This is a genomic window from Corynebacterium sp. LaCa_282, from assembly GCF_057198125.1.
Map to the genome: position 1 here is coordinate 1,078,762 of NZ_CP191095.1, position 17,003 is coordinate 1,095,764.

18 protein-coding genes are annotated in these 17,003 nt (G+C 59.6%); 15 read left to right on the forward strand and 3 right to left on the reverse strand.

What is annotated here, in order from left to right:
- The first annotated feature begins 22 nt into the window (after positions 1–22).
- The 13 genes from alaS (at position 23) to ACP8KU_RS05105 (ending at position 12,740) form a co-directional block, all read left to right on the forward strand.
- Positions 23–2,707 carry an alanine--tRNA ligase gene (gene alaS / locus ACP8KU_RS05045; RefSeq protein ID WP_484484098.1) on the forward strand — a complete coding sequence of 895 codons (2,685 nt, stop codon included), beginning with the start codon at positions 23–25 and terminating at the stop codon, positions 2,705–2,707.
- Between the two features lie 9 nt (positions 2,708–2,716).
- The gene (gene ruvX, locus ACP8KU_RS05050; RefSeq protein WP_023022545.1) at positions 2,717–3,268 is read left to right on the forward strand and encodes a Holliday junction resolvase RuvX; all 552 of its coding nucleotides are present in this window, start codon (positions 2,717–2,719) and stop codon (positions 3,266–3,268) included.
- 37 nt (positions 3,269–3,305) lie between these two features.
- Entirely contained in the window at positions 3,306–4,499 is a 1,194-nt protein-coding gene (gene mltG, locus ACP8KU_RS05055) for an endolytic transglycosylase MltG (protein ID WP_005283219.1), read from the forward strand.
- A gap of 36 nt (positions 4,500–4,535) precedes the next feature.
- Complete coding sequence (locus ACP8KU_RS05060) at positions 4,536–5,354, forward strand: shikimate dehydrogenase (protein WP_239275221.1); 819 nt, start codon at positions 4,536–4,538, stop codon at positions 5,352–5,354.
- Positions 5,355–5,426: 72 nt separating this feature from the next.
- The gene (locus ACP8KU_RS05065; protein ID WP_239268238.1) at positions 5,427–5,867 is read left to right on the forward strand and encodes a prepilin peptidase; all 441 of its coding nucleotides are present in this window, start codon (positions 5,427–5,429) and stop codon (positions 5,865–5,867) included.
- Between the two features lie 21 nt (positions 5,868–5,888).
- A complete protein-coding gene (gene aroC / locus ACP8KU_RS05070; RefSeq protein ID WP_484484099.1) occupies positions 5,889–7,100 on the forward strand; it encodes a chorismate synthase in 1,212 nt (403 codons plus the stop codon).
- Positions 7,101–7,640: a shikimate kinase gene (locus tag ACP8KU_RS05075; RefSeq protein WP_237799516.1), complete on the forward strand. Its 540-nt coding sequence runs from the start codon at positions 7,101–7,103 to the stop codon at positions 7,638–7,640. It begins immediately after the preceding gene.
- 63 nt (positions 7,641–7,703) lie between these two features.
- The gene (gene aroB / locus ACP8KU_RS05080) at positions 7,704–8,774 is read left to right on the forward strand and encodes a 3-dehydroquinate synthase (RefSeq protein WP_239268234.1); all 1,071 of its coding nucleotides are present in this window, start codon (positions 7,704–7,706) and stop codon (positions 8,772–8,774) included.
- A gap of 2 nt (positions 8,775–8,776) precedes the next feature.
- Entirely contained in the window at positions 8,777–9,205 is a 429-nt protein-coding gene (gene aroQ / locus ACP8KU_RS05085; protein ID WP_284609428.1) for a type II 3-dehydroquinate dehydratase, read from the forward strand.
- 136 nt (positions 9,206–9,341) lie between these two features.
- A complete protein-coding gene (locus ACP8KU_RS05090) occupies positions 9,342–10,448 on the forward strand; it encodes a M24 family metallopeptidase (RefSeq protein WP_284636416.1) in 1,107 nt (368 codons plus the stop codon).
- A 140-nt stretch (positions 10,449–10,588) separates the two neighbouring features.
- Positions 10,589–11,152 (forward strand): elongation factor P, encoded by a 564-nt coding sequence (gene efp / locus ACP8KU_RS05095; RefSeq protein ID WP_023017433.1) that lies wholly within the window; start codon positions 10,589–10,591, stop codon positions 11,150–11,152.
- A gap of 9 nt (positions 11,153–11,161) precedes the next feature.
- On the forward strand, positions 11,162–11,800 hold the full coding sequence (nusB, locus tag ACP8KU_RS05100; protein ID WP_484484100.1) for a transcription antitermination factor NusB: 639 nt from the start codon (positions 11,162–11,164) through the stop codon (positions 11,798–11,800).
- 85 nt (positions 11,801–11,885) lie between these two features.
- Positions 11,886–12,740, forward strand: coding sequence for a PPK2 family polyphosphate kinase (locus ACP8KU_RS05105; protein WP_284631526.1), 855 nt, complete (start codon positions 11,886–11,888; stop codon positions 12,738–12,740).
- 100 nt (positions 12,741–12,840) lie between these two features.
- Here the strand turns inward: ACP8KU_RS05105 and ACP8KU_RS05110 are convergent, their stop codons facing one another.
- The 3 genes from ACP8KU_RS05110 to ACP8KU_RS05120 all read right to left on the reverse strand — a co-directional run bounded on the left by ACP8KU_RS05110 (position 12,841) and on the right by ACP8KU_RS05120 (position 15,273).
- A complete protein-coding gene (locus ACP8KU_RS05110) occupies positions 12,841–13,362 on the reverse strand; it encodes a YbjN domain-containing protein (protein WP_005283188.1) in 522 nt (173 codons plus the stop codon).
- Positions 13,355–13,846, reverse strand: a complete 492-nt coding sequence (locus ACP8KU_RS05115; protein WP_005279056.1) for a YbjN domain-containing protein — start codon at positions 13,844–13,846, stop codon at positions 13,355–13,357. Before ACP8KU_RS05115 ends, ACP8KU_RS05110 begins: the two co-directional genes overlap by 8 nt.
- A gap of 74 nt (positions 13,847–13,920) precedes the next feature.
- Positions 13,921–15,273, reverse strand: coding sequence for a TIGR01777 family oxidoreductase (locus tag ACP8KU_RS05120; protein ID WP_484484101.1), 1,353 nt, complete (start codon positions 15,271–15,273; stop codon positions 13,921–13,923).
- A 144-nt stretch (positions 15,274–15,417) separates the two neighbouring features.
- Here ACP8KU_RS05120 and pyrR point away from each other — a divergent pair, with 144 nt between their 5' ends.
- Both pyrR and ACP8KU_RS05130 read left to right on the forward strand, forming a co-directional pair.
- On the forward strand, positions 15,418–16,026 hold the full coding sequence (gene pyrR, locus ACP8KU_RS05125) for a bifunctional pyr operon transcriptional regulator/uracil phosphoribosyltransferase PyrR (protein WP_239268224.1): 609 nt from the start codon (positions 15,418–15,420) through the stop codon (positions 16,024–16,026).
- Positions 16,023–16,979 carry an aspartate carbamoyltransferase catalytic subunit gene (locus ACP8KU_RS05130; protein WP_237800886.1) on the forward strand — a complete coding sequence of 319 codons (957 nt, stop codon included), beginning with the start codon at positions 16,023–16,025 and terminating at the stop codon, positions 16,977–16,979. The genes pyrR and ACP8KU_RS05130 overlap by 4 nt, the downstream gene beginning before the upstream one ends.
- Positions 16,980–17,003 lie beyond the last annotated feature (24 nt).

Genomic DNA, 17,003 nt, shown 5'->3' on the forward strand with positions numbered 1-17,003 from the left:
TAGACAGTTAGGATTATTGCTCGTGAAGACTCATGAGATCCGGGAACGGTTTACCCAGCACTTCGTCAATTCTGGTCACGAGGTTGTCCCCAGCGCCTCTTTGATCCTGGATGACCCTAACCTGCTTTTCGTTAACGCGGGCATGGTGCCCTTCAAGCCCTATTTCTTGGGCCAGCAGACCCCACCATTTTCGCAAGGCCTTGCCACCTCTATCCAGAAGTGCGTGCGCACCTTGGATATCGAGGAAGTGGGCATTACCACCCGCCACAACACCTTCTTCCAAATGGCGGGTAACTTCTCCTTTGGCCAGTACTTCAAGGAAGGCGCCATTTCCAATGCATGGAACCTGCTGACCAAAGACGTAGAAGACGGAGGGTTTGGCCTAGACCCGGAGCGCCTGTGGGTCACCGTGTACCTCGATGATGATGAGGCAGCGGAAATCTGGCGGGATAAGATCGGCGTGACAGAAGAGCGCATCCAGCGCCTGGGCATGGAAGATAACTACTGGTCCATGGGCGTGCCGGGTCCGTGTGGGCCCTGCTCGGAAATCTATTACGATCGCGGGCCCGAATACGGCAAGGATGGCGGCCCGATTGCGGATGATAACCGCTACATGGAGATCTGGAACCTCGTGTTCATGCAAAATGAGCGCGGTGAGGGAACCGGAAAGGGCGATTTTGAGATCGTCGGCGAGCTGCCGAAGAAAAACATTGATACCGGCTTGGGCATCGAGCGCGTCGCCTGCCTCTTGCAGGGTGTAGACAACGTGTACGAGACCGACCTGCTGCGCCCAGTCATTGACGTCGCCGAGGAGCTTACCGGCGCCACCTACGGTGAGAAGGCAACGGAGCAAGATAATATCCGCTTCCGCGTGGTGGCTGACCACTCCCGCACCGGCATGATGCTCATCTTGGATGGCGTTACCCCAGGTAATGAGGGCAGGGGCTATATCCTGCGCCGCCTGCTGCGCCGCATCATTCGCTCAGCAAAGCTGCTCGGCGCCGAGGGTCCCACCATGGAGCGCTTCATGAATACGGTCATGGACACCATGACCCCGTCCTATCCCGAGATCGCGGACAACCGCGAGCGCATCCTCCGCGTAGCCATCAATGAGGAAAAGGCGTTTTTGAAGACGCTGGAGTCTGGCACCAAGCTTTTCGATGAAGCCGTGGAGGACCTGCGCTCCACCCACCGCGCCAAGACCCAAAAGGTGCTCTCCGGTGACAAGGCCTTCGAGCTGCACGATACCTACGGTTTCCCCATCGACCTCACCCTGGAAATGGCGCAAGAGGCCGGCCTCGACGTGGACATGGACGGCTTTAATGCCGCCATGGGCGAGCAGCGCCGCCGCGCCAAGGCCGATAACCAGGCCAAGAAGCACGGTCACACCGACCTCTCCTTGTACCGCGACTGGGTGGATAATAACCCCACCGTATTCACCGGCTATGAGGAACTGGTCTCGGGCGCGAACGTCATCGGCCTGGTCAAAGATGGCCAGAAGGTCAACGAGGTGCGCGAGGGCGATGAGGTTGAGGTCATTTTGGACCACTCGCCGCTCTACGCTGAGTCTGGCGGACAGATGGCTGACCGCGGCCGCATTTCCGCGGGCGAATCCCTCTTGGAGGTCAATGACGTCCAAAAGATTGGCAAGAAGCTGTGGGTACACAAGGCTTCCGTTACCGCCGGCGGGCTCGATCTCGGCATGTCCGTTGAGGCTTCCGTCGATGAGAAGTGGCGCCACGGTGCAACCCAGGCCCACTCGGCCACCCACCTCATCCACGCGGCTCTGCGGCAGGTGCTGGGACCCACCGCAGTGCAGGCGGGCTCCCTTAACCGCCCGGGCTACCTGCGCTTCGACTTCAACTACACCGAGCAGTTGAGCCAGGAGCAAATGGAAGAAATCGCCCTGATTACTAACCAGGCGATTGACTCCAATATGGCCGTCAACACCATCGAGACCTCGCTGGAAGAGGCCAAGGCGATGGGTGCCATGGCCCTGTTCGGTGAAAACTACGGCAACCAGGTGCGCGTGGTGGAAATCGGCGGACCATTTTCCATCGAGCTCTGCGGCGGCACCCACGTGGGTTCCTCGGCAGAAATTGGACCCGTGTCCGTGCTTGGCGAATCCTCAGTGGGCTCCGGCGCCCGCCGCATCGAGGCCTACTCCGGCATGGATGCCTTCCGGTACTACTCCAAGGAAACCGCGCTGGTAGAGGGCGTTTCCCGCGAGCTGAAGGTGCAGTCTGAGGAACTCCCGGAGCGCATTTCTCAGCTTTCGGAGCGCCTCAAGGCCGCCGAGAAGGAAATCGAGGTCCTGCGCAAGGCGCAACTGACCGCGCGGGCCTCTGAATTCATCGACTCGGCTACCGATGTCAATGGCATCAAGATCATTACGCTCCAGCTTCCCGATGGCACTTCTGGCGGCGACCTGCGCACCGTGGCCATCGATATCCGTAACCGGATGAAGGATACGGCCGCGGTCATCGTGCTCGGCGCGGTGGATAAGGGTAAGTTCCCGTTCATTGCTGCCGCTACGGGCAAGGCGGTGGACGAGGGCGTGAAAGCAGGGGACATCGTCAAGCGCCTCGGCGAATACGTCAACGGCCGCGGCGGCGGCAAGCCAGACATGGCGCAGGGCTCTGGTACCGCGCCGGAAGGTGCGCAGCGCGGCTTTGAGGCCGTCAAGGATCTGTTGCAGTCGCGATAGGGATTCATTGTGGCAAAGGTTGAACCAGATTCCCCCGGAGTGGATGACCCAGGCGAGGGCCGCCGGTTAGCACTCGACGTGGGCACAGTGCGAATTGGCGTCGCGGTATCCAACCGCGAGGCCACCCTCGCTACCCCTGTGGAAACCGTTCCCAGGAAGACCGGCTTCAAAGACCGCGATCAAGAAGACATTGATCGAATTCTCGAGCTTATTGAGGCATATTCCGCGGTAGAAGTCATTGTTGGTTTGCCGCGTGATTTACACGGAAATGGGTCAAAAAGTGTAAAACACGCGAAAGAAATTGCGTTTCGGATTCGACGCCGCTTGAATCAAGATGAAAATATAGATAAAGTTCCACCACCAGTACGCTTGGCTGATGAACGTTTGACGACGGTAGCGGCAACCACCGCGCTGCGCGCGTCCGGCGTGTCCGAAAAGAAGGGCAGAAAAATCATTGACCAAGCTGCAGCGGTGGAAATACTACAGTCCTGGCTGGATGGGCGTGCTAACGCGCTCCGCTCGGATGATGCAGTAGCCCAGCCTTCAAACTCAGGAGACTAAACACGTGAGCCGTAACCAACAACGCCTCGGGCGATCGATGGATGATAAGTACGTCAAGCGGCGCCAGCGCGGCATCGCCGTGGTGGTCGCATCCGTCATCGTTATTCTAGGAGCTCTGATCTACATCGGAGTACGCATCGGCACTTCTTCGGCCGACTACGAAGGGGCCGGTAACGGCACCACGCAATTGGTGGAGGTCCCAGAAGGGTCCTCCATGTCCGAGCTGGGTCCCACGCTCGTGGAAAAGAATGTGGTCAAGACCCAAGAGGCATTCGACTCTGCGGCATCGATGAACCACAGCGCCAGCCAGATTCAACCTGGCTTCTACCGCCTGCAAGAAGAAATGAGTGCGGCGAATGCGGTAGAGGCATTGCTGGATGAAAACAACCGCGTGGACATGCTCGAGGTTCAAGGTGGTGCGACCCTGGAGGATGTCAAGGTCGTCGGTGGTGACGTGCGCTTTGGCATCTACTCTTTGATCTCACAGGTCAGCTGCGATGACGGCAACTGCCTGGAGAAGGAAGAGCTGGAGAAGGCAGCAGCGGAAACCGATCCTAAGGAGCTCGGCGCGCCCGATTGGGCACTGGATGCCATTAAGAAGCGCGGCAATGACCCGAAGCGTATTGAGGGCCTGATTGCCCCTGGTCAGTACGTGCTCGACCCGAATATGAGCGCCAAGGATATCTTGAAGGACCTCATTACCCGCTCTGCCAAGCGCTATGAAGAAACCGACATTGAAAACCGTGCCAAGGCCATTGGTCTTTCGCCGTACGAGCTTTTGACCTCTGCCTCCTTGGTGGAGCGCGAGGCACCTGCCGGCGAATTCGACAAGGTCGCCCGCGTTATCCTGAACCGCTTGGACGAGCCCATGCGCCTCGAGTTCGACTCCACCGTGAACTACGGTCTGGAGGATGTTGAGCTTGCCACCACCGATGAGGCACGTGCGGAGAAGACGCCGTGGAATACCTACGCCAAGGAAGGCCTGCCGGATACGCCGATTTCCTCGCCTTCTGATGAGGCAATCCGCGCCATGGAAGAACCGGCCGAAGGTAACTGGAAGTTCTTCGTCACCGTGGATAAGGACGGCACCACCGTGTTCTCTGATACCTACGATGAGCACCTGGACCGCGTGGATGATGCCATCCGCTCCGGCGTCCTCGACTCGCAGCGCGAGGGCGAAGGGGCAGGTGCCGGCAACGGCGATGCCGCCTCGGACCAACCGGCTGAGTAGGCACTAGGCCGCAGCCAGAAAGGTAGTTGCTCTCCCATGCCGCGCGCCGCAGTACTCGGTAGCCCCATCGCACACTCGCTCTCGCCTATCCTGCACAACGCGGGGTATGCCGCAGTGGGGCTCAAGGAGTGGTCCTATACCCGCTTTGAGGTCACGGCCGATACCCTTGTCCCATTCTTGGAAGAATGCGGCCCCGAGTACCGCGGCTTTTCCGTCACCATGCCCGGTAAGTTCGCCGCGCTCGAGGTTGCGGAAGAACAAAGCGATAGGGCGCAGCTTATCGGGTCCGCCAATACCTTGGTGCGCACCGAACATGGGTGGCGCGCGGATAATACCGATACCGAGGGCGTGCGCGGCGCCCTGCAAGAACTCATTGGGCTTCGGCCAGTCTCCCAGGCGCTTATCATCGGTGCGGGCGGAACCTCCCGTCCAGCGCTGTGGGCCTTGGCAGAACGCGGAATCGACCAGGTCACCATCTTGAACCGCTCGAACCGCCAAGCAGAACTCCAGCCCTTGGCCGAGCGGCTCGGGCTCAATTTGCAGTATGCAACCTTTGACGATGACCTCGAGGACCTTTCCCGCTCCGCGGATTTGATTATTTCCACCGTGCCTTCGGCTGCGTTAGAGGATTATCGCTTCCAGCTTGCCCACGCCCCAGTGCTCGATGTGATCTATCACCCGTGGCCTACGACGCTCGCCGCCTGCGCCGCCGCGAATGGCTACTTCACCGTGGGAGGGCATGTCATGTTGGCGCATCAAGCATTTAGCCAATTCGAGCAATTCACCGGGCTTACTGCACCGCGCGAAGAGATGGTCGCGGCCCTGCAGGAAGAGCTTCGCCTGCGCAACCTCTAACCACGCTGGAAATACGCCCATGTGCGCCGCCTTGCCATGAAGAGTGGCAAGGCGGGCGCTTAGCCTTATGCCATGGGTATTTTCGGGGGAATAATTTATGGCCTGTGGGCAGCCGCCTTGAGCTGGTGGGATATTCGCGAGCGGCGCTTGCCCGATGCGCTGACCATCCCAGCAGGGGTTCTATCGGTCACTGTTGTTAATTGGGGCGGGTTATTCTGGCCGGTGCTGTACCTCCTAGTAGCACTGCGGGGCGCTGGCATCGGCGGGGGAGATATTAAATTGGCCCTGCCGCTGGGCATGCTCGTTGGTGCTGCGGCAGGGCCCTTGGCCGTCCTCATCGCTTGTGGTAGCGCTGCTGTGTTCACGTTGCTTGCAAGCGGTGTCGTACGTGCCAAGGGCGGCGTGCCCCACGGGCCCTCGATGCTCGTGGCCGCCGGGCTGGTCATCGCCGTGCATACCCTCTTTGAGGGGGAGGCGAATATATTGGGGTGCCTAGTTATTCCCTGTGGATAGGTGGCGTGCGATAATACCCGCATGCTTCGTTGGACTACCGCTGGTGAATCCCACGGCCAGGCACTGATCTCCATGCTGGAGCACATGCCGGCCGGAGTGCCCATTACCCGTGCTGATATTTCCCATCAGCTTGCGCGGCGCCGCCTTGGATATGGCCGCGGTGCGCGCATGAAGTTTGAAGTGGATGAGGTCACGCTGCTGGGCGGCGTACGCCATGGGCTGACCATTGGTAGCCCCATTGCCATCATGATTGGCAATACCGAGTGGCCGAAGTGGACTACCGTCATGTCCGCAGATCCCATCGATATGGAGGATGAGGACGTAGCCAAGGCGATGAATTCGGGCCGTGGTGCGCCCTTGCAGCGCCCGCGCCCAGGCCACGCCGATTTCGCCGGCATGGTGAAATATAACCACAGCGAGGCCCGCCCCATCTTAGAGCGCTCTTCTGCCCGGGAAACCGCCGCACGTGTCGCCGCCGCGACGGTAGCGCGGAACTTCCTGCGGGAAACGCTAGGCGTTGAAGTCTTCTCCCACGTGATTTCCATCGGTGCATCGCAGCCCTATGCGGGTGCTTCCCCGAGCTTTGCGGATATCGAGGACATCGATAATTCTCCGGTGCGCGCCTTTGACAAGGATGCCGAGTCCGCGATGATTTCAGAGATCGAAGCCGCAAAAAAGCAGGGCGATACCTTAGGCGGTATCGTCGAGGTCATAGTCGATGGCCTCCCCATTGGGCTCGGCTCACACATCTCGGGCGATGACCGTTTGGACGCACAGCTGGCCGGAGCATTGATGGGCATTCAGGCGATTAAGGGCGTTGAAATCGGTGATGGCTTCGAAGAGGCGCGTCGGCGCGGCTCTGAAGCCCACGATGAGATGGTCCGCACCGAGGATGGCGTGACGCGCCTGAGCAACCGGGCCGGCGGCTTGGAAGGCGGCATGACTAACGGGCAGCAATTGCGGGTCCGGGCCGCCATGAAACCGATTTCCACGGTGCCGCGCGCTTTGCAGACGATCGATATGGAATCGGGTGCCGATGCCACCGCAATTCACCAGCGTTCAGATGTTTGCGCCGTGCCGGCAGCAGGAGTTGTGGCGGAGGCCATGGTCTCCCTCGTGCTAGCGCGCGCAGTTTTAGATAAATTTGGCGGGGATAGCTTGAGCGAGACTTCCCGCGCCATTGCTGCGTATGAAGAATACGTTTCGCAGCGCCTCGCCTTTAACCAGGAGTAAATGATGACAACGCCCACCGATGTAACGGGACAACCGCATCCTTGCGTCGTATTGATTGGCCCGCCCGGGGCGGGAAAGTCCACGATTGGCCGCCGGCTTTCGCACGCGCTGAATTGCGATCTGGTGGATTCGGATCACCTGATCGAAATGGCCGAGGGAAAACCCTGCGGCGAGGTCTTTAGTGAGAAAGGCGAACCGGCGTTTCGCGAGCTCGAGGCCGAACATGTCGCTGAAGCCCTGCAGAAGGGCGGGGTAGTAAGCCTGGGCGGCGGGGCGGTGATGACGGCCTCCACGCGCGAGCTTCTAGAGCGCCACACCGTCGTATTTCTCGATATTTCCGCAGAAGAAGGCGCGCGCCGCACGGCCGGCGATCGCAACCGTCCGGTATTAGCGGCGGATAATCCGGTTGAACATTATCGTTCCATCGTGGAAACGCGCAGGCCCTTCTACCTGGAGGTAGCCGATTTTCGCGTGCGCACGGATGCTCGCTCCCCGCAGCAGGTCGTGGGCGATATCCTGGGCTTTTTAGAAACCCTCTAGGCGGGGCAGTTACACCTATCCGCGCAATCCTGCAGGCTGAAGCTCCGTAGAAAGGACACCATCATGCCTACCATCGCCGTTAACGGACCGAGCCCGTATGAGGTCCGCATTGGAGCGGGTCTTAGCGAAGATATCGCGCGGCGCTGCGCGGACACGGGGGCTGATAAGGCAGCAATCATCTTCCAGCCTGCCCTGCGCACCGCCGCAGAAGAACTCGCGAAATCCGTAGAACTACAGGGCGTCGCCCCCGTCTTGTGCGAGGTGCCGGATGCTGAGGCGGCCAAGCAACTGAGCGTGGTGGGAGGCGTATGGGACCGCCTTGGTGAGGCCGGCTTTAGCCGCAGCGATATCGTCATTGGTGTAGGCGGCGGGGCAACCACGGACATGGCAGGCTTTGTCGCCGCCGGATGGATGCGCGGCATTAAGGTCATTCAGGTTCCTACGACCCTTCTCGCCATGGTTGATGCCGCGGTGGGCGGGAAAACCGGAATCAATACTAAGGCCGGGAAGAACCTCGTCGGCGCCTTCCACGAGCCGGATTCTGTATTCGTCGATCTGGAGCGCCTAGAGACCCTCCCGCAGGCGGAGATCGTGGCTGGTTCCGCTGAGATCATCAAGACCGGGTTCATTCATGATCCGGTCATCGTGCAGCGCTACGTGGAGAATCCAGCGGCTTGCCTTGACCCAGGCGGTGTCCTGCCCGAATTGATTGAGCATTCCATCGCGGTGAAGGCAGCTGTGGTGGGAGAGGATCTTAAGGAAGCCGGGCTGCGCGAGACCCTCAATTATGGGCATACCTTTGGCCACGCCATAGAAAGGCAGGAAAACTATGCGTGGCGCCACGGCAATGCGGTAGCCGTAGGCATGATGTTCATTGCCCATCTTTCCCATCAGCGGGGCCTGATAGATGCGGAACTCGTGGAATTGCACCGCAGCATCCTGACCAATATCGGCCTGCCTACGACGTATCAATTCGGGAAATTCGCGGAACTATATGAGGCGATGACCCACGATAAGAAAAACCGCGACGGCAAGATCCGCTTCGTGGCGCTAACCGGAATCGGCGCGACGACGCGGATAGAGGGTCCGACGCGCGAAGAACTAGAAGCGGCATATGCCGCTATCACGGAGTAGATATGAAAATCGTTGTTCTCAATGGCCCGAACCTCAATAGGTTGGGCAAGCGCCAACCAGACGTATACGGTTCTACGACGTTAAGCGATGTTGAAAAGCTCGTGTCCGAGCGTGCGGCGAAGCACGGGGCAGAGGTCGAGTTTTTCCAGTCTAGTTTTGAAGGCGAGCTCATTGAGAAGGTCCACGAGGCCGCCGATGCCGGAAGTGCAGTCATCATTAACCCAGGTGGGCTGACACATACCTCCGTCGCCCTGCGCGACGCCCTGGCAGAGATTGCCGATGGCGCCGGTTTCGTGGAGGTGCATATCTCCAACGTGCATGCCCGGGAAGAATTCCGCCATCATTCTTATCTAAGCCCCATTGCCCGCGGTGTCATCGCCGGCTTGGGGGTCTTTGGATACTGCGCCGCGGTGGACTATCTGTGCCAATAAGCACCGGCCAGATCCATGCCCCTCGGGCGCGGATGGAAAGAAGGCTTCGAACCTAGCCACCTGCGCCGCGGAAATAGTTATAGTGGAAGAATAAATTTTTTTAAGCTTCACTACGTTCCCCGCAAAGGATGATTTTATGGCACTTGCAGATACCCGTTTCAGCGATCGCCGCCGGAAGCTAGCCGCGGAATTAGCCGGTCAGCGCATTGATGCGGTATTGGTAACCCACTTGATCCACGTCCGGTACCTGTCCGGATTCTCAGGCTCCAATGGTGGGCTTTTGCTGCGCAAGGATCTCTCCGCGCTGATGGCTACCGATGGCCGCTATACCACCCAGATTGCGCAGGAAGTTCCGGATCTTGAGGCGGTCGAAGGCCGTTCTGTGGGCAAGGTGCTCCTGCAGCAATTCGACAAGGATGAGACCCCGGTTCGCGTCGGCTTCGAAGCCGACTACATGTCCGTATCGGAACTAGAAGATCTGAAGGATTCCGCACCGGAAGGGGTCACCTTGGTGCCGGTTTCCGGAATCATCGAGGATATCCGCCTTACCAAGGATCCTGTCGAGCTAGAAAAGCTCGAGGAGATCGCGGCGCTTGCTAACCAGGCATTGGAAGATCTTCTTGCCGCCGGCGAGTTGCGGGCGGGCCGCACGGAGCGCGAAGTTGCCGCAGACTTGGAATTCCGCATGCGCATCCTGGGTTCCGAGCGAGTGAGCTTCGATACCATCGTGGCCTCTGGCCCGAACTCCGCCATGCCGCACCACGGCGCGGATGACCGCGTGATCGAGGACGGGGACTTGGTCACCATCGACTTCGGCGCTCACCTGCGCGGATTTAACTCCGACTGCACCCGCACCTATGTCGTGGGCACGGCAAATGACTTTGCCAAGGAGATCTACGATCTGGTGCTGCGCGCCCAGCAGGCTGGCGTGGAGGCTGCGGTAGCGGGCACGTCGCTTTCCGATGTCGACGCCGCCTGCCGCAACGTTATCGCCGACGCCGGATACGGCGACTACTTCGTCCACTCCACCGGGCACGGCGTGGGCTTGGACGTGCACGAAGCACCCTTTGCCGCCACGACCGGTAAGGGTGAGCTGGCGCCAGGGATGACGCTGACCATCGAGCCGGGCGTGTATGTGCCGGGCAAGGGCGGCGTGCGCATCGAAGACACGCTGATTATCACCGATGGTGCCCCGAAGATCATTACCGCCGCCTCCAAGGACTTTACTGAGCTGCCCGCATAGGTAGGCTTGGCCCCTGCGACTCCTCCCTTTCCGGGGAGGAGATTTTAGGGGGTACCGGTGGGCCAGCGGGTGCGGGCTATCCGGTAGGCTTATGCTTTGCTTTCAACCTTTCAACCACAATATTCGGGAGTTTAACCGCAATGGCTGATACTACTGATTTCAAGAACGGACTCGTTCTCAAGATTGACAACAAGCTGATGCAGATTACCGAGTTTCAGCATGTGAAGCCGGGCAAGGGCCCAGCATTCGTGCGCACCAAGCTCAAGGACGTTGTCTCCGGAAAGACCGTGGACAAGACCTGGAACTCGGGCGTCAAGGTAGAAACCGCTACGGTGGACCGTCGCGATATGACCTACCTGTACAACGACGGCACCAGCTACGTCGTCATGGATGAAAAGACCTTCGAGCAGTTTGAGCTTTCGCCAGATAAGTTTGGCGATGCCGCACGTTTCCTGCTGGAAAACATGCGCGTGCAGGTCTCCTTCTACGAGGATGAGGCATTGTTCGCGGAACTTCCTATCTCCGTCGACCTCAAGGTAGAGCACACCGAGCCAGGCCTGCAGGGTGACCGTTCCTCCGGCGGCACCAAGCCCGCCACGCTGGAGACCGGCGCCGAGATCCAGGTGCCGCTGTTCATTGAAATCGGCAATGTACTAAAGATCGATACCCGCACCGGCGAGTACCTGTCCCGCGTCAACAACTAGGGCCTTATTTTGTCTGATAACACTGCTAAGCGGGATATCAATCATAAACGGCATACCGCGCGCTACCGGGCGCGCCGGCGCGCAGCGGATATCCTCTATGAAGCGGAGAACCGGGACGTTGATCCCGTTGCCATCGTTGAGGACCGCGTTGCCTTGGCGCGCGAGGATCGCCACGCGGTAGCGCCGATCGCGGATTACACCAAGGTCATCGTCCAAGGTGTCGCAGAAGAGCTAGACGCTATCGATGACACGATCTCGCGGTACCTTTCCCAGAACTGGGAGCTGCACCGGATCCCCGCCGTCGATCGCGCAATCTTGCGCCTTTCGGTCTGGGAGCTGTTGTTTAATCCGGACGTTCCCACCGCGACGGCCGTCGTCGAAGGCGTGGAGCTGGCCTCGCAGTATTCCCACGATCAAGCCGCACCGTATATCCACGCGGTCTTGGATGACGTCGCGCAATCTCGTTCTGAGCTAAGCCCGATGAATAACGACGGCGATGAGGAAGAAAGCGACGCCGCGGAATCCGAAGACTCCCAAGAGGACTCTGCAGTCTCGATGCCCGCAGAGGCGCCAGGGGAGTCCGAGGACAAAGGGGAGTCAGCCCCGGCTGCGGAAGCGGAAGCAGACGCGGAAGAGGAAAACTCTTAGCCCGTTCCCCGTCTCCCGCTGCGCTGTGCCGCGGGAGACAACCGGTTCGCACGGCCCATACCGTGGCGTTTGTACACTGTTTGTCATGGGTAAATTTAAGATCAAAGATGCGCTCGATCTCCGCGCCGGAAAAACCTTCAAGCTTGCCGATGTCGATCCCACGGCGACTCCAGGTTTCGATGGCTCAAAGTCTGACTTAGAAGACCGCTTCAAACGCTATGACAATGAGCTCTATGATTTGCAGGAGCGCCTTTTTGCCAATGGCAGGGCGCATAGCGATGACGCACCTTCGCTCTTAGTGGTCCTGCAAGGCATGGATACCTCCGGCAAAGGCGGGGCGATTCGTCACGTCTTTTCCGTCTTTGATCCGCAGGGCACCAAGACCGTGGGTTTTGGTAAGCCCACGGAAGAGGAAATGGAACACGATTTCCTGTGGCGCATCCGCAAACACGATCCGGTTCCTGGCCAAGTAGTGGCCTTTGATCGTTCCCACTATGAAGACGTCTTGATCCAACGCGTGCACGAGTGGGTAGATGAGGAAGAGATCGATCGCCGCTTCGAGGCGATTCGTGAGTATGAGCAAGAGCTCGCCGGAAAGCGGGTAAAGATCTTGAAGGTCTTTTTGCACATCTCGCCGGAGTTCCAAAAGAAAAACCTCATCGAGCGGACCGAGCGCGAGGACAAGTACTGGAAGTACGACCCTTCAGATCTTGAAGAGCGCGGCTATTGGGATAAATACATGGCCGCCTATGAAGATGCCATCCGCCGGACGGATGAGCTCTGGGCACCGTGGTTTGTTATCCCCACGGATAATAAGAAGTACGCGCGCATGGCCTTGAAATATCTCATCGTCGATGCACTGCGGCACCTGAACCTGTCGTGGCCCGCGCCCGAATTCGATCCGGAGGCAGAAAAGCAGCGCATTCTAGATGCGGACTAGGCACTAGCCGCCCAAAAACCCGCACCGTCGCCGCGCCATAGCACGCGAGTGCGCGAGGCGGGCGAAACAAGTGCGGGGAGGCGCTTAGAGAAAAGGCAGGCTAGGCGTTTCCGGACGGCGTGGAGTTGTCCTCGCCGTTATTGCCAGCCTTCGCCGCGGTTTCAGAACCGAGCTTGGCCATTTCTTCGGCGGCAGAAACCATGGCGTCCTGGCCGTTGATGACGGCATCGACGGCCTTCTTCAAAGCGGTGGTGAGTTGCTCATCGGTCATTCCGGCGGCGGCGGGAATATCGCGCTCGGTGCGGACGACGAGCATATCGTCGTGCTCAGAAATAACTGCTCGCGCGCCGAATGCTACAGAGTTGATCTGGTTGGCGGCGAGGAAGAGTCCGGCATCGGCCTTGGAGAAGGAGGCATCGGTTGGCACATCGCAGCGCACGATGACAACGGAATCCAGGACCGCAAACATGGTGGGCAGGCCATTGAGGTTGGCGGTGGCGGCGTCAATTTCGCCTTCCACCTTGGTCAGCTCAATGTCGAAGGTGCCCATGGCAGCTACGACGCGGTCTAGATCGACCTCGGGCAAATTGTTTTCGGTAGATGCGGTGGATGCATTAGTCATGGTTATGCTCCTCCCAGGTGACAAGCTGTGGGTAGTGCTCTTCAACAAAAGCCATGGACTGCAGCATGGAGTCCAAGGTGGACATCACGAAGGCACCGATCTGGTTGCGGGACAGGCCATGGGAAATGTTGATTTCGCGCACGCCGGAGACAGCCAGATTATTTTCGGCCGATTCAAAAAAGCGCAGGGTGGGCGCGAAGTGCTGCTGGTTCCACTTATTGAGGACCATGAGCAGTTGCGGGCCTTCCGAGGCTGGGGCGTTGCCGCGCCAGACGGAGTCTGCCACGAGGACATCGTCACGCACTTGCAGGGCAATGGCGATATTGGAAAAGCCGGTGCGCAGGATCTTTACCGTCTCGCCTTCGCCGACGGTCTGTTCTTCTACGCGGTACTCGAGCTTTTCGGAGTCAAAAATTTCACCGATGCGCTCTAGGGTGACATCCTCAATGGGCGTATCGGGATACAGGGTTGGTTCTTCAGACACGTAAGTAGTCTCAATCCATGTACTAATCGGGGATAATGGTCAACCCTGCCTAGTTTACCTAACTCATAGCGCTCCTACGGCGACTCCCACAGGCTTTCGCCGCCGAGTTCGTGCGCCAAGGCGGCGTCGATGGTGGGGTAGCGGAAGGTATGGCCTATGTCTTCCAGCACTTGTGGTGTCACCCGCTGGTCGGCCAAGGCGAGTTCTTGCGCGCCTTGCTTGCCCAGGAGCAAAGCGGGTCCGAATTGGGGGATCGGCAGGATGGTGGGTCGGTGCAATTCGGATCCCAAGGCGGATACGAAGTCCTTATTGAGCACCGGGTTTGGTGATACCCCATTGACCGGACCCTTAAGGTTCTCATCCACGATGGCGCGTATATAGGAGTCGGTGAGATCGTCTAAGGCGACCCAGCTGTACCAAAAGTTGCCGTCACCAAAGGCGCCGCCAAGCCCTGTGGAAAACAGCGCGCGCAACAGCGGTAGCAGGCCGGAATTGCCGGACATCACGATGCCGGTGCGGATATTGACCACGCGCTTCCCGGCCTCGCGGGCGGGGTCGCAGGCTTTCTCCCAGTCCGCTGCGACATCGGCAAGAAAGCCCTCGCCGCGCTCGGCGTCCTCGGTTAGCAGCTCATCGCCGCGCTCAGACCCGTAGAAGCCGATGGCAGAGGCACACACCATGGCCTGCACGGAATCGGTGGCGGCCACTAGGCGGGCGAGGTTTTCGGTGGGGCCCACGCGGGAGTCGCGGATATCGGATTTGTGGCTGTCATTAAAGCGCCCAAAGATGGGCTCGCCGGCTAGGTGTACGAGCACGTCGACGCCCTCGAGGAGATCGGGCCGCGGGTGGTGCGGGCGCCACTCGCGCTGGCCGGATTGCGCGGTGCCGCGCACGAGCTGGATCACGGTGTGGCCCAGGGTCTGTAGCTGTGCGGTCAGGGCGCTGCCCACGCTGCCGCGTGAGCCGGTCATCGCGATGGTTAACGGCTTTTGGCCGAGCTGGGCTTCGCGCAGGCGGTTTTCAAAGGCAATATCCTGGATGAGCTGGTGCTGCCGGTAGGCGAATACCGAGGTGAGGGCCGCAGCGGGAATGCGGGTATCTACCTCGTCCGTAATCAGCGTCCCGTCTGGGTGATCGGCAAAGCGATGCGTATGACGCCACTTGGCAAATTTGCGGATCGGCGCGTTGATGCAGACATCGCTGAAGCTATAGCCGGCCTGGTAGCGCGATAGATCGTGCTGGGCCGTCCACTGCAAACCGCCCGGCAGGGAAAGCAGGGAGGTGCCATCGCCCAGATCGGTGGCCTGTTGCACGGGCTTCATGAATGCGAAAGGTGGGTTTAGGCGTGCGAGCGACCCTGGCCGGGAATGCCACTGCCAGACGCGTTCGCGGGAAGCTGGGACTACGTGTTGCGCGGAGAAACTCACTGCGTGATGCACCTCTTTCGGCTAAGCCTCACCCACGGGTGGGTAAGGTGCTAAGGTAATACGTGTCTATCAGCATAGACGTCTACAAGTTCATTGACAGGCATCCTTTAATGACCGCACCGTGAGGCGGGGAAGGAGGTCACGATGAGTGGAACTGACGTGAACGCGAACGAATTGGAGCTTTTAAGCGCCGATGATGTCTCGCGTACCGTTGCACGCATCGCGCACCAGATTATTGAAAAGACGGCGCTCGATTCCGCGGAGGCCCCGCGGGTCATTTTGCTGGGCATCCCCTCAGGCGGAGTGCCCCTAGCGCAGCGCCTCGCGCAGAAAATACACGAGTTTTCCGGGGTCCCCGTTCCATGGGGCTCGCTCGACATCACGTTGTACAGGGACGATTTGCGCAATTTCCCGCACCGCGCCCTGCAACCGACCTCCATCCCAGATGGCGGCATCGATAATGCCACGGTCATCTTGGTCGATGATGTCCTTTATTCCGGCCGCACCATTCGCGCCGCCCTCGATGCGGTGGGTGATGTTGGCCGGCCTTCGATTATCCAGTTGGCCGTATTGGTCGACCGCGGGCACCGCGAAGTCCCCATCCGCGCCGATTATGTGGGCAAGAACCTGCCCACGGCGCGGGAAGAAGATGTCTCCGTATATATCCAAGACATTGATGGCCGCGATGCCGTTGTTCTCACCCGCTCTACGTCCGCGGGCGATCCCGCGCAGATAAGGGGAACGCACTCATGAAACACCTCATTGATAGCGCGGAACTATCCCGCGCAGAAATCATCGGCCTGCTGGATGAGGCCGATCGCTTCCGCGAGGCGCTCGATGGCCGCGAGGTCAAAAAACTGCCGACGCTGCGCGGGCGCACGATTTATACGCTCTTTTATGAAAACTCCACGCGCACGCGCTCGTCCTTTGAAACCGCCGGCAAGTGGATGTCCGCTGACGTTATCAACCTCTCGGCGTCGACCTCGTCCGTGAAAAAGGGCGAGTCCCTCAAAGATACGGGCCTGACCCTGGCGGCCATCGGTGCCGATGCCATCATCATGCGCCACCCGTCCTCCGGTGCGCCGCAACAGCTGGCCCAGTGGGTGGACCCGGATGGGCATGGTCCCGCCGTTATCAACGCCGGTGACGGTGCGCACCAGCACCCGACGCAGGCGCTGCTCGATGCCGTCACGATGCGCCAACGCCTCGGCCTGCGCGGCGATAATGGCTTCGAAGGCCTGAAGGTGAAAATCGTCGGCGATTGCCTGCACTCGCGCGTCGTGCGCTCCAACGTGGATCTCCTGCACACCTTGGGCGCGGAGGTCACCCTCGTGGGCCCTGCGACCTTGATGCCGTGGGGCGTGGACAAGTGGCCGGTGCGCGTGTCTTATGACTTTGATGCAGAGCTTGCAGATGCCGATGTCGTGATGATGCTGCGCGTGCAGCAAGAGCGCATGGACGGCGGCTTCTTCCCGTCTCACCGCGAGTATGCGCAGCTATTCGGGCTATCGCAGCAGCGAGCCGCGGCGCTGCACAAGGATGCCATCGTCATGCACCCAGGTCCCATGCTGCGCGGCATGGAGATCAACTACGCCGTGGCCGATATGGATAAAACCACGGTATTGCAGCAGGTCAATAACGGTGTCCACATGCGCATGGCAGTGCTTTTTACGCTGCTGACCAATGGCGATAACGCCGGGATTTAATTCGGGCAGAGCATAAGCCACGTA

Excerpts from the sequence above, each read along its gene's own strand:
- mltG (WP_005283219.1), top strand. The coding sequence starts at position 3,306 with ATGGATGATAAGTACGTCAAGCGGCGCCAGCGCGGCATCGCCGTGGTG.
- ACP8KU_RS05060 (WP_239275221.1), top strand. The coding sequence starts at position 4,536 with ATGCCGCGCGCCGCAGTACTCGGTAGCCCCATCGCACACTCGCTCTCG.
- ACP8KU_RS05065 (WP_239268238.1), top strand. The coding sequence starts at position 5,427 with ATGGGTATTTTCGGGGGAATAATTTATGGCCTGTGGGCAGCCGCCTTG.
- aroC (WP_484484099.1), top strand. The coding sequence starts at position 5,889 with ATGCTTCGTTGGACTACCGCTGGTGAATCCCACGGCCAGGCACTGATC.
- ACP8KU_RS05075 (WP_237799516.1), top strand. The coding sequence starts at position 7,101 with ATGATGACAACGCCCACCGATGTAACGGGACAACCGCATCCTTGCGTC.
- aroB (WP_239268234.1), top strand. The coding sequence starts at position 7,704 with ATGCCTACCATCGCCGTTAACGGACCGAGCCCGTATGAGGTCCGCATT.
- aroQ (WP_284609428.1), top strand. The coding sequence starts at position 8,777 with ATGAAAATCGTTGTTCTCAATGGCCCGAACCTCAATAGGTTGGGCAAG.
- ACP8KU_RS05090 (WP_284636416.1), top strand. The coding sequence starts at position 9,342 with ATGGCACTTGCAGATACCCGTTTCAGCGATCGCCGCCGGAAGCTAGCC.
- efp (WP_023017433.1), top strand. The coding sequence starts at position 10,589 with ATGGCTGATACTACTGATTTCAAGAACGGACTCGTTCTCAAGATTGAC.
- ACP8KU_RS05105 (WP_284631526.1), top strand. The coding sequence starts at position 11,886 with ATGGGTAAATTTAAGATCAAAGATGCGCTCGATCTCCGCGCCGGAAAA.
- ACP8KU_RS05110 (WP_005283188.1), bottom strand. The coding sequence starts at position 13,362 with ATGACTAATGCATCCACCGCATCTACCGAAAACAATTTGCCCGAGGTC.
- pyrR (WP_239268224.1), top strand. The coding sequence starts at position 15,418 with ATGAGTGGAACTGACGTGAACGCGAACGAATTGGAGCTTTTAAGCGCC.
- ACP8KU_RS05130 (WP_237800886.1), top strand. The coding sequence starts at position 16,023 with ATGAAACACCTCATTGATAGCGCGGAACTATCCCGCGCAGAAATCATC.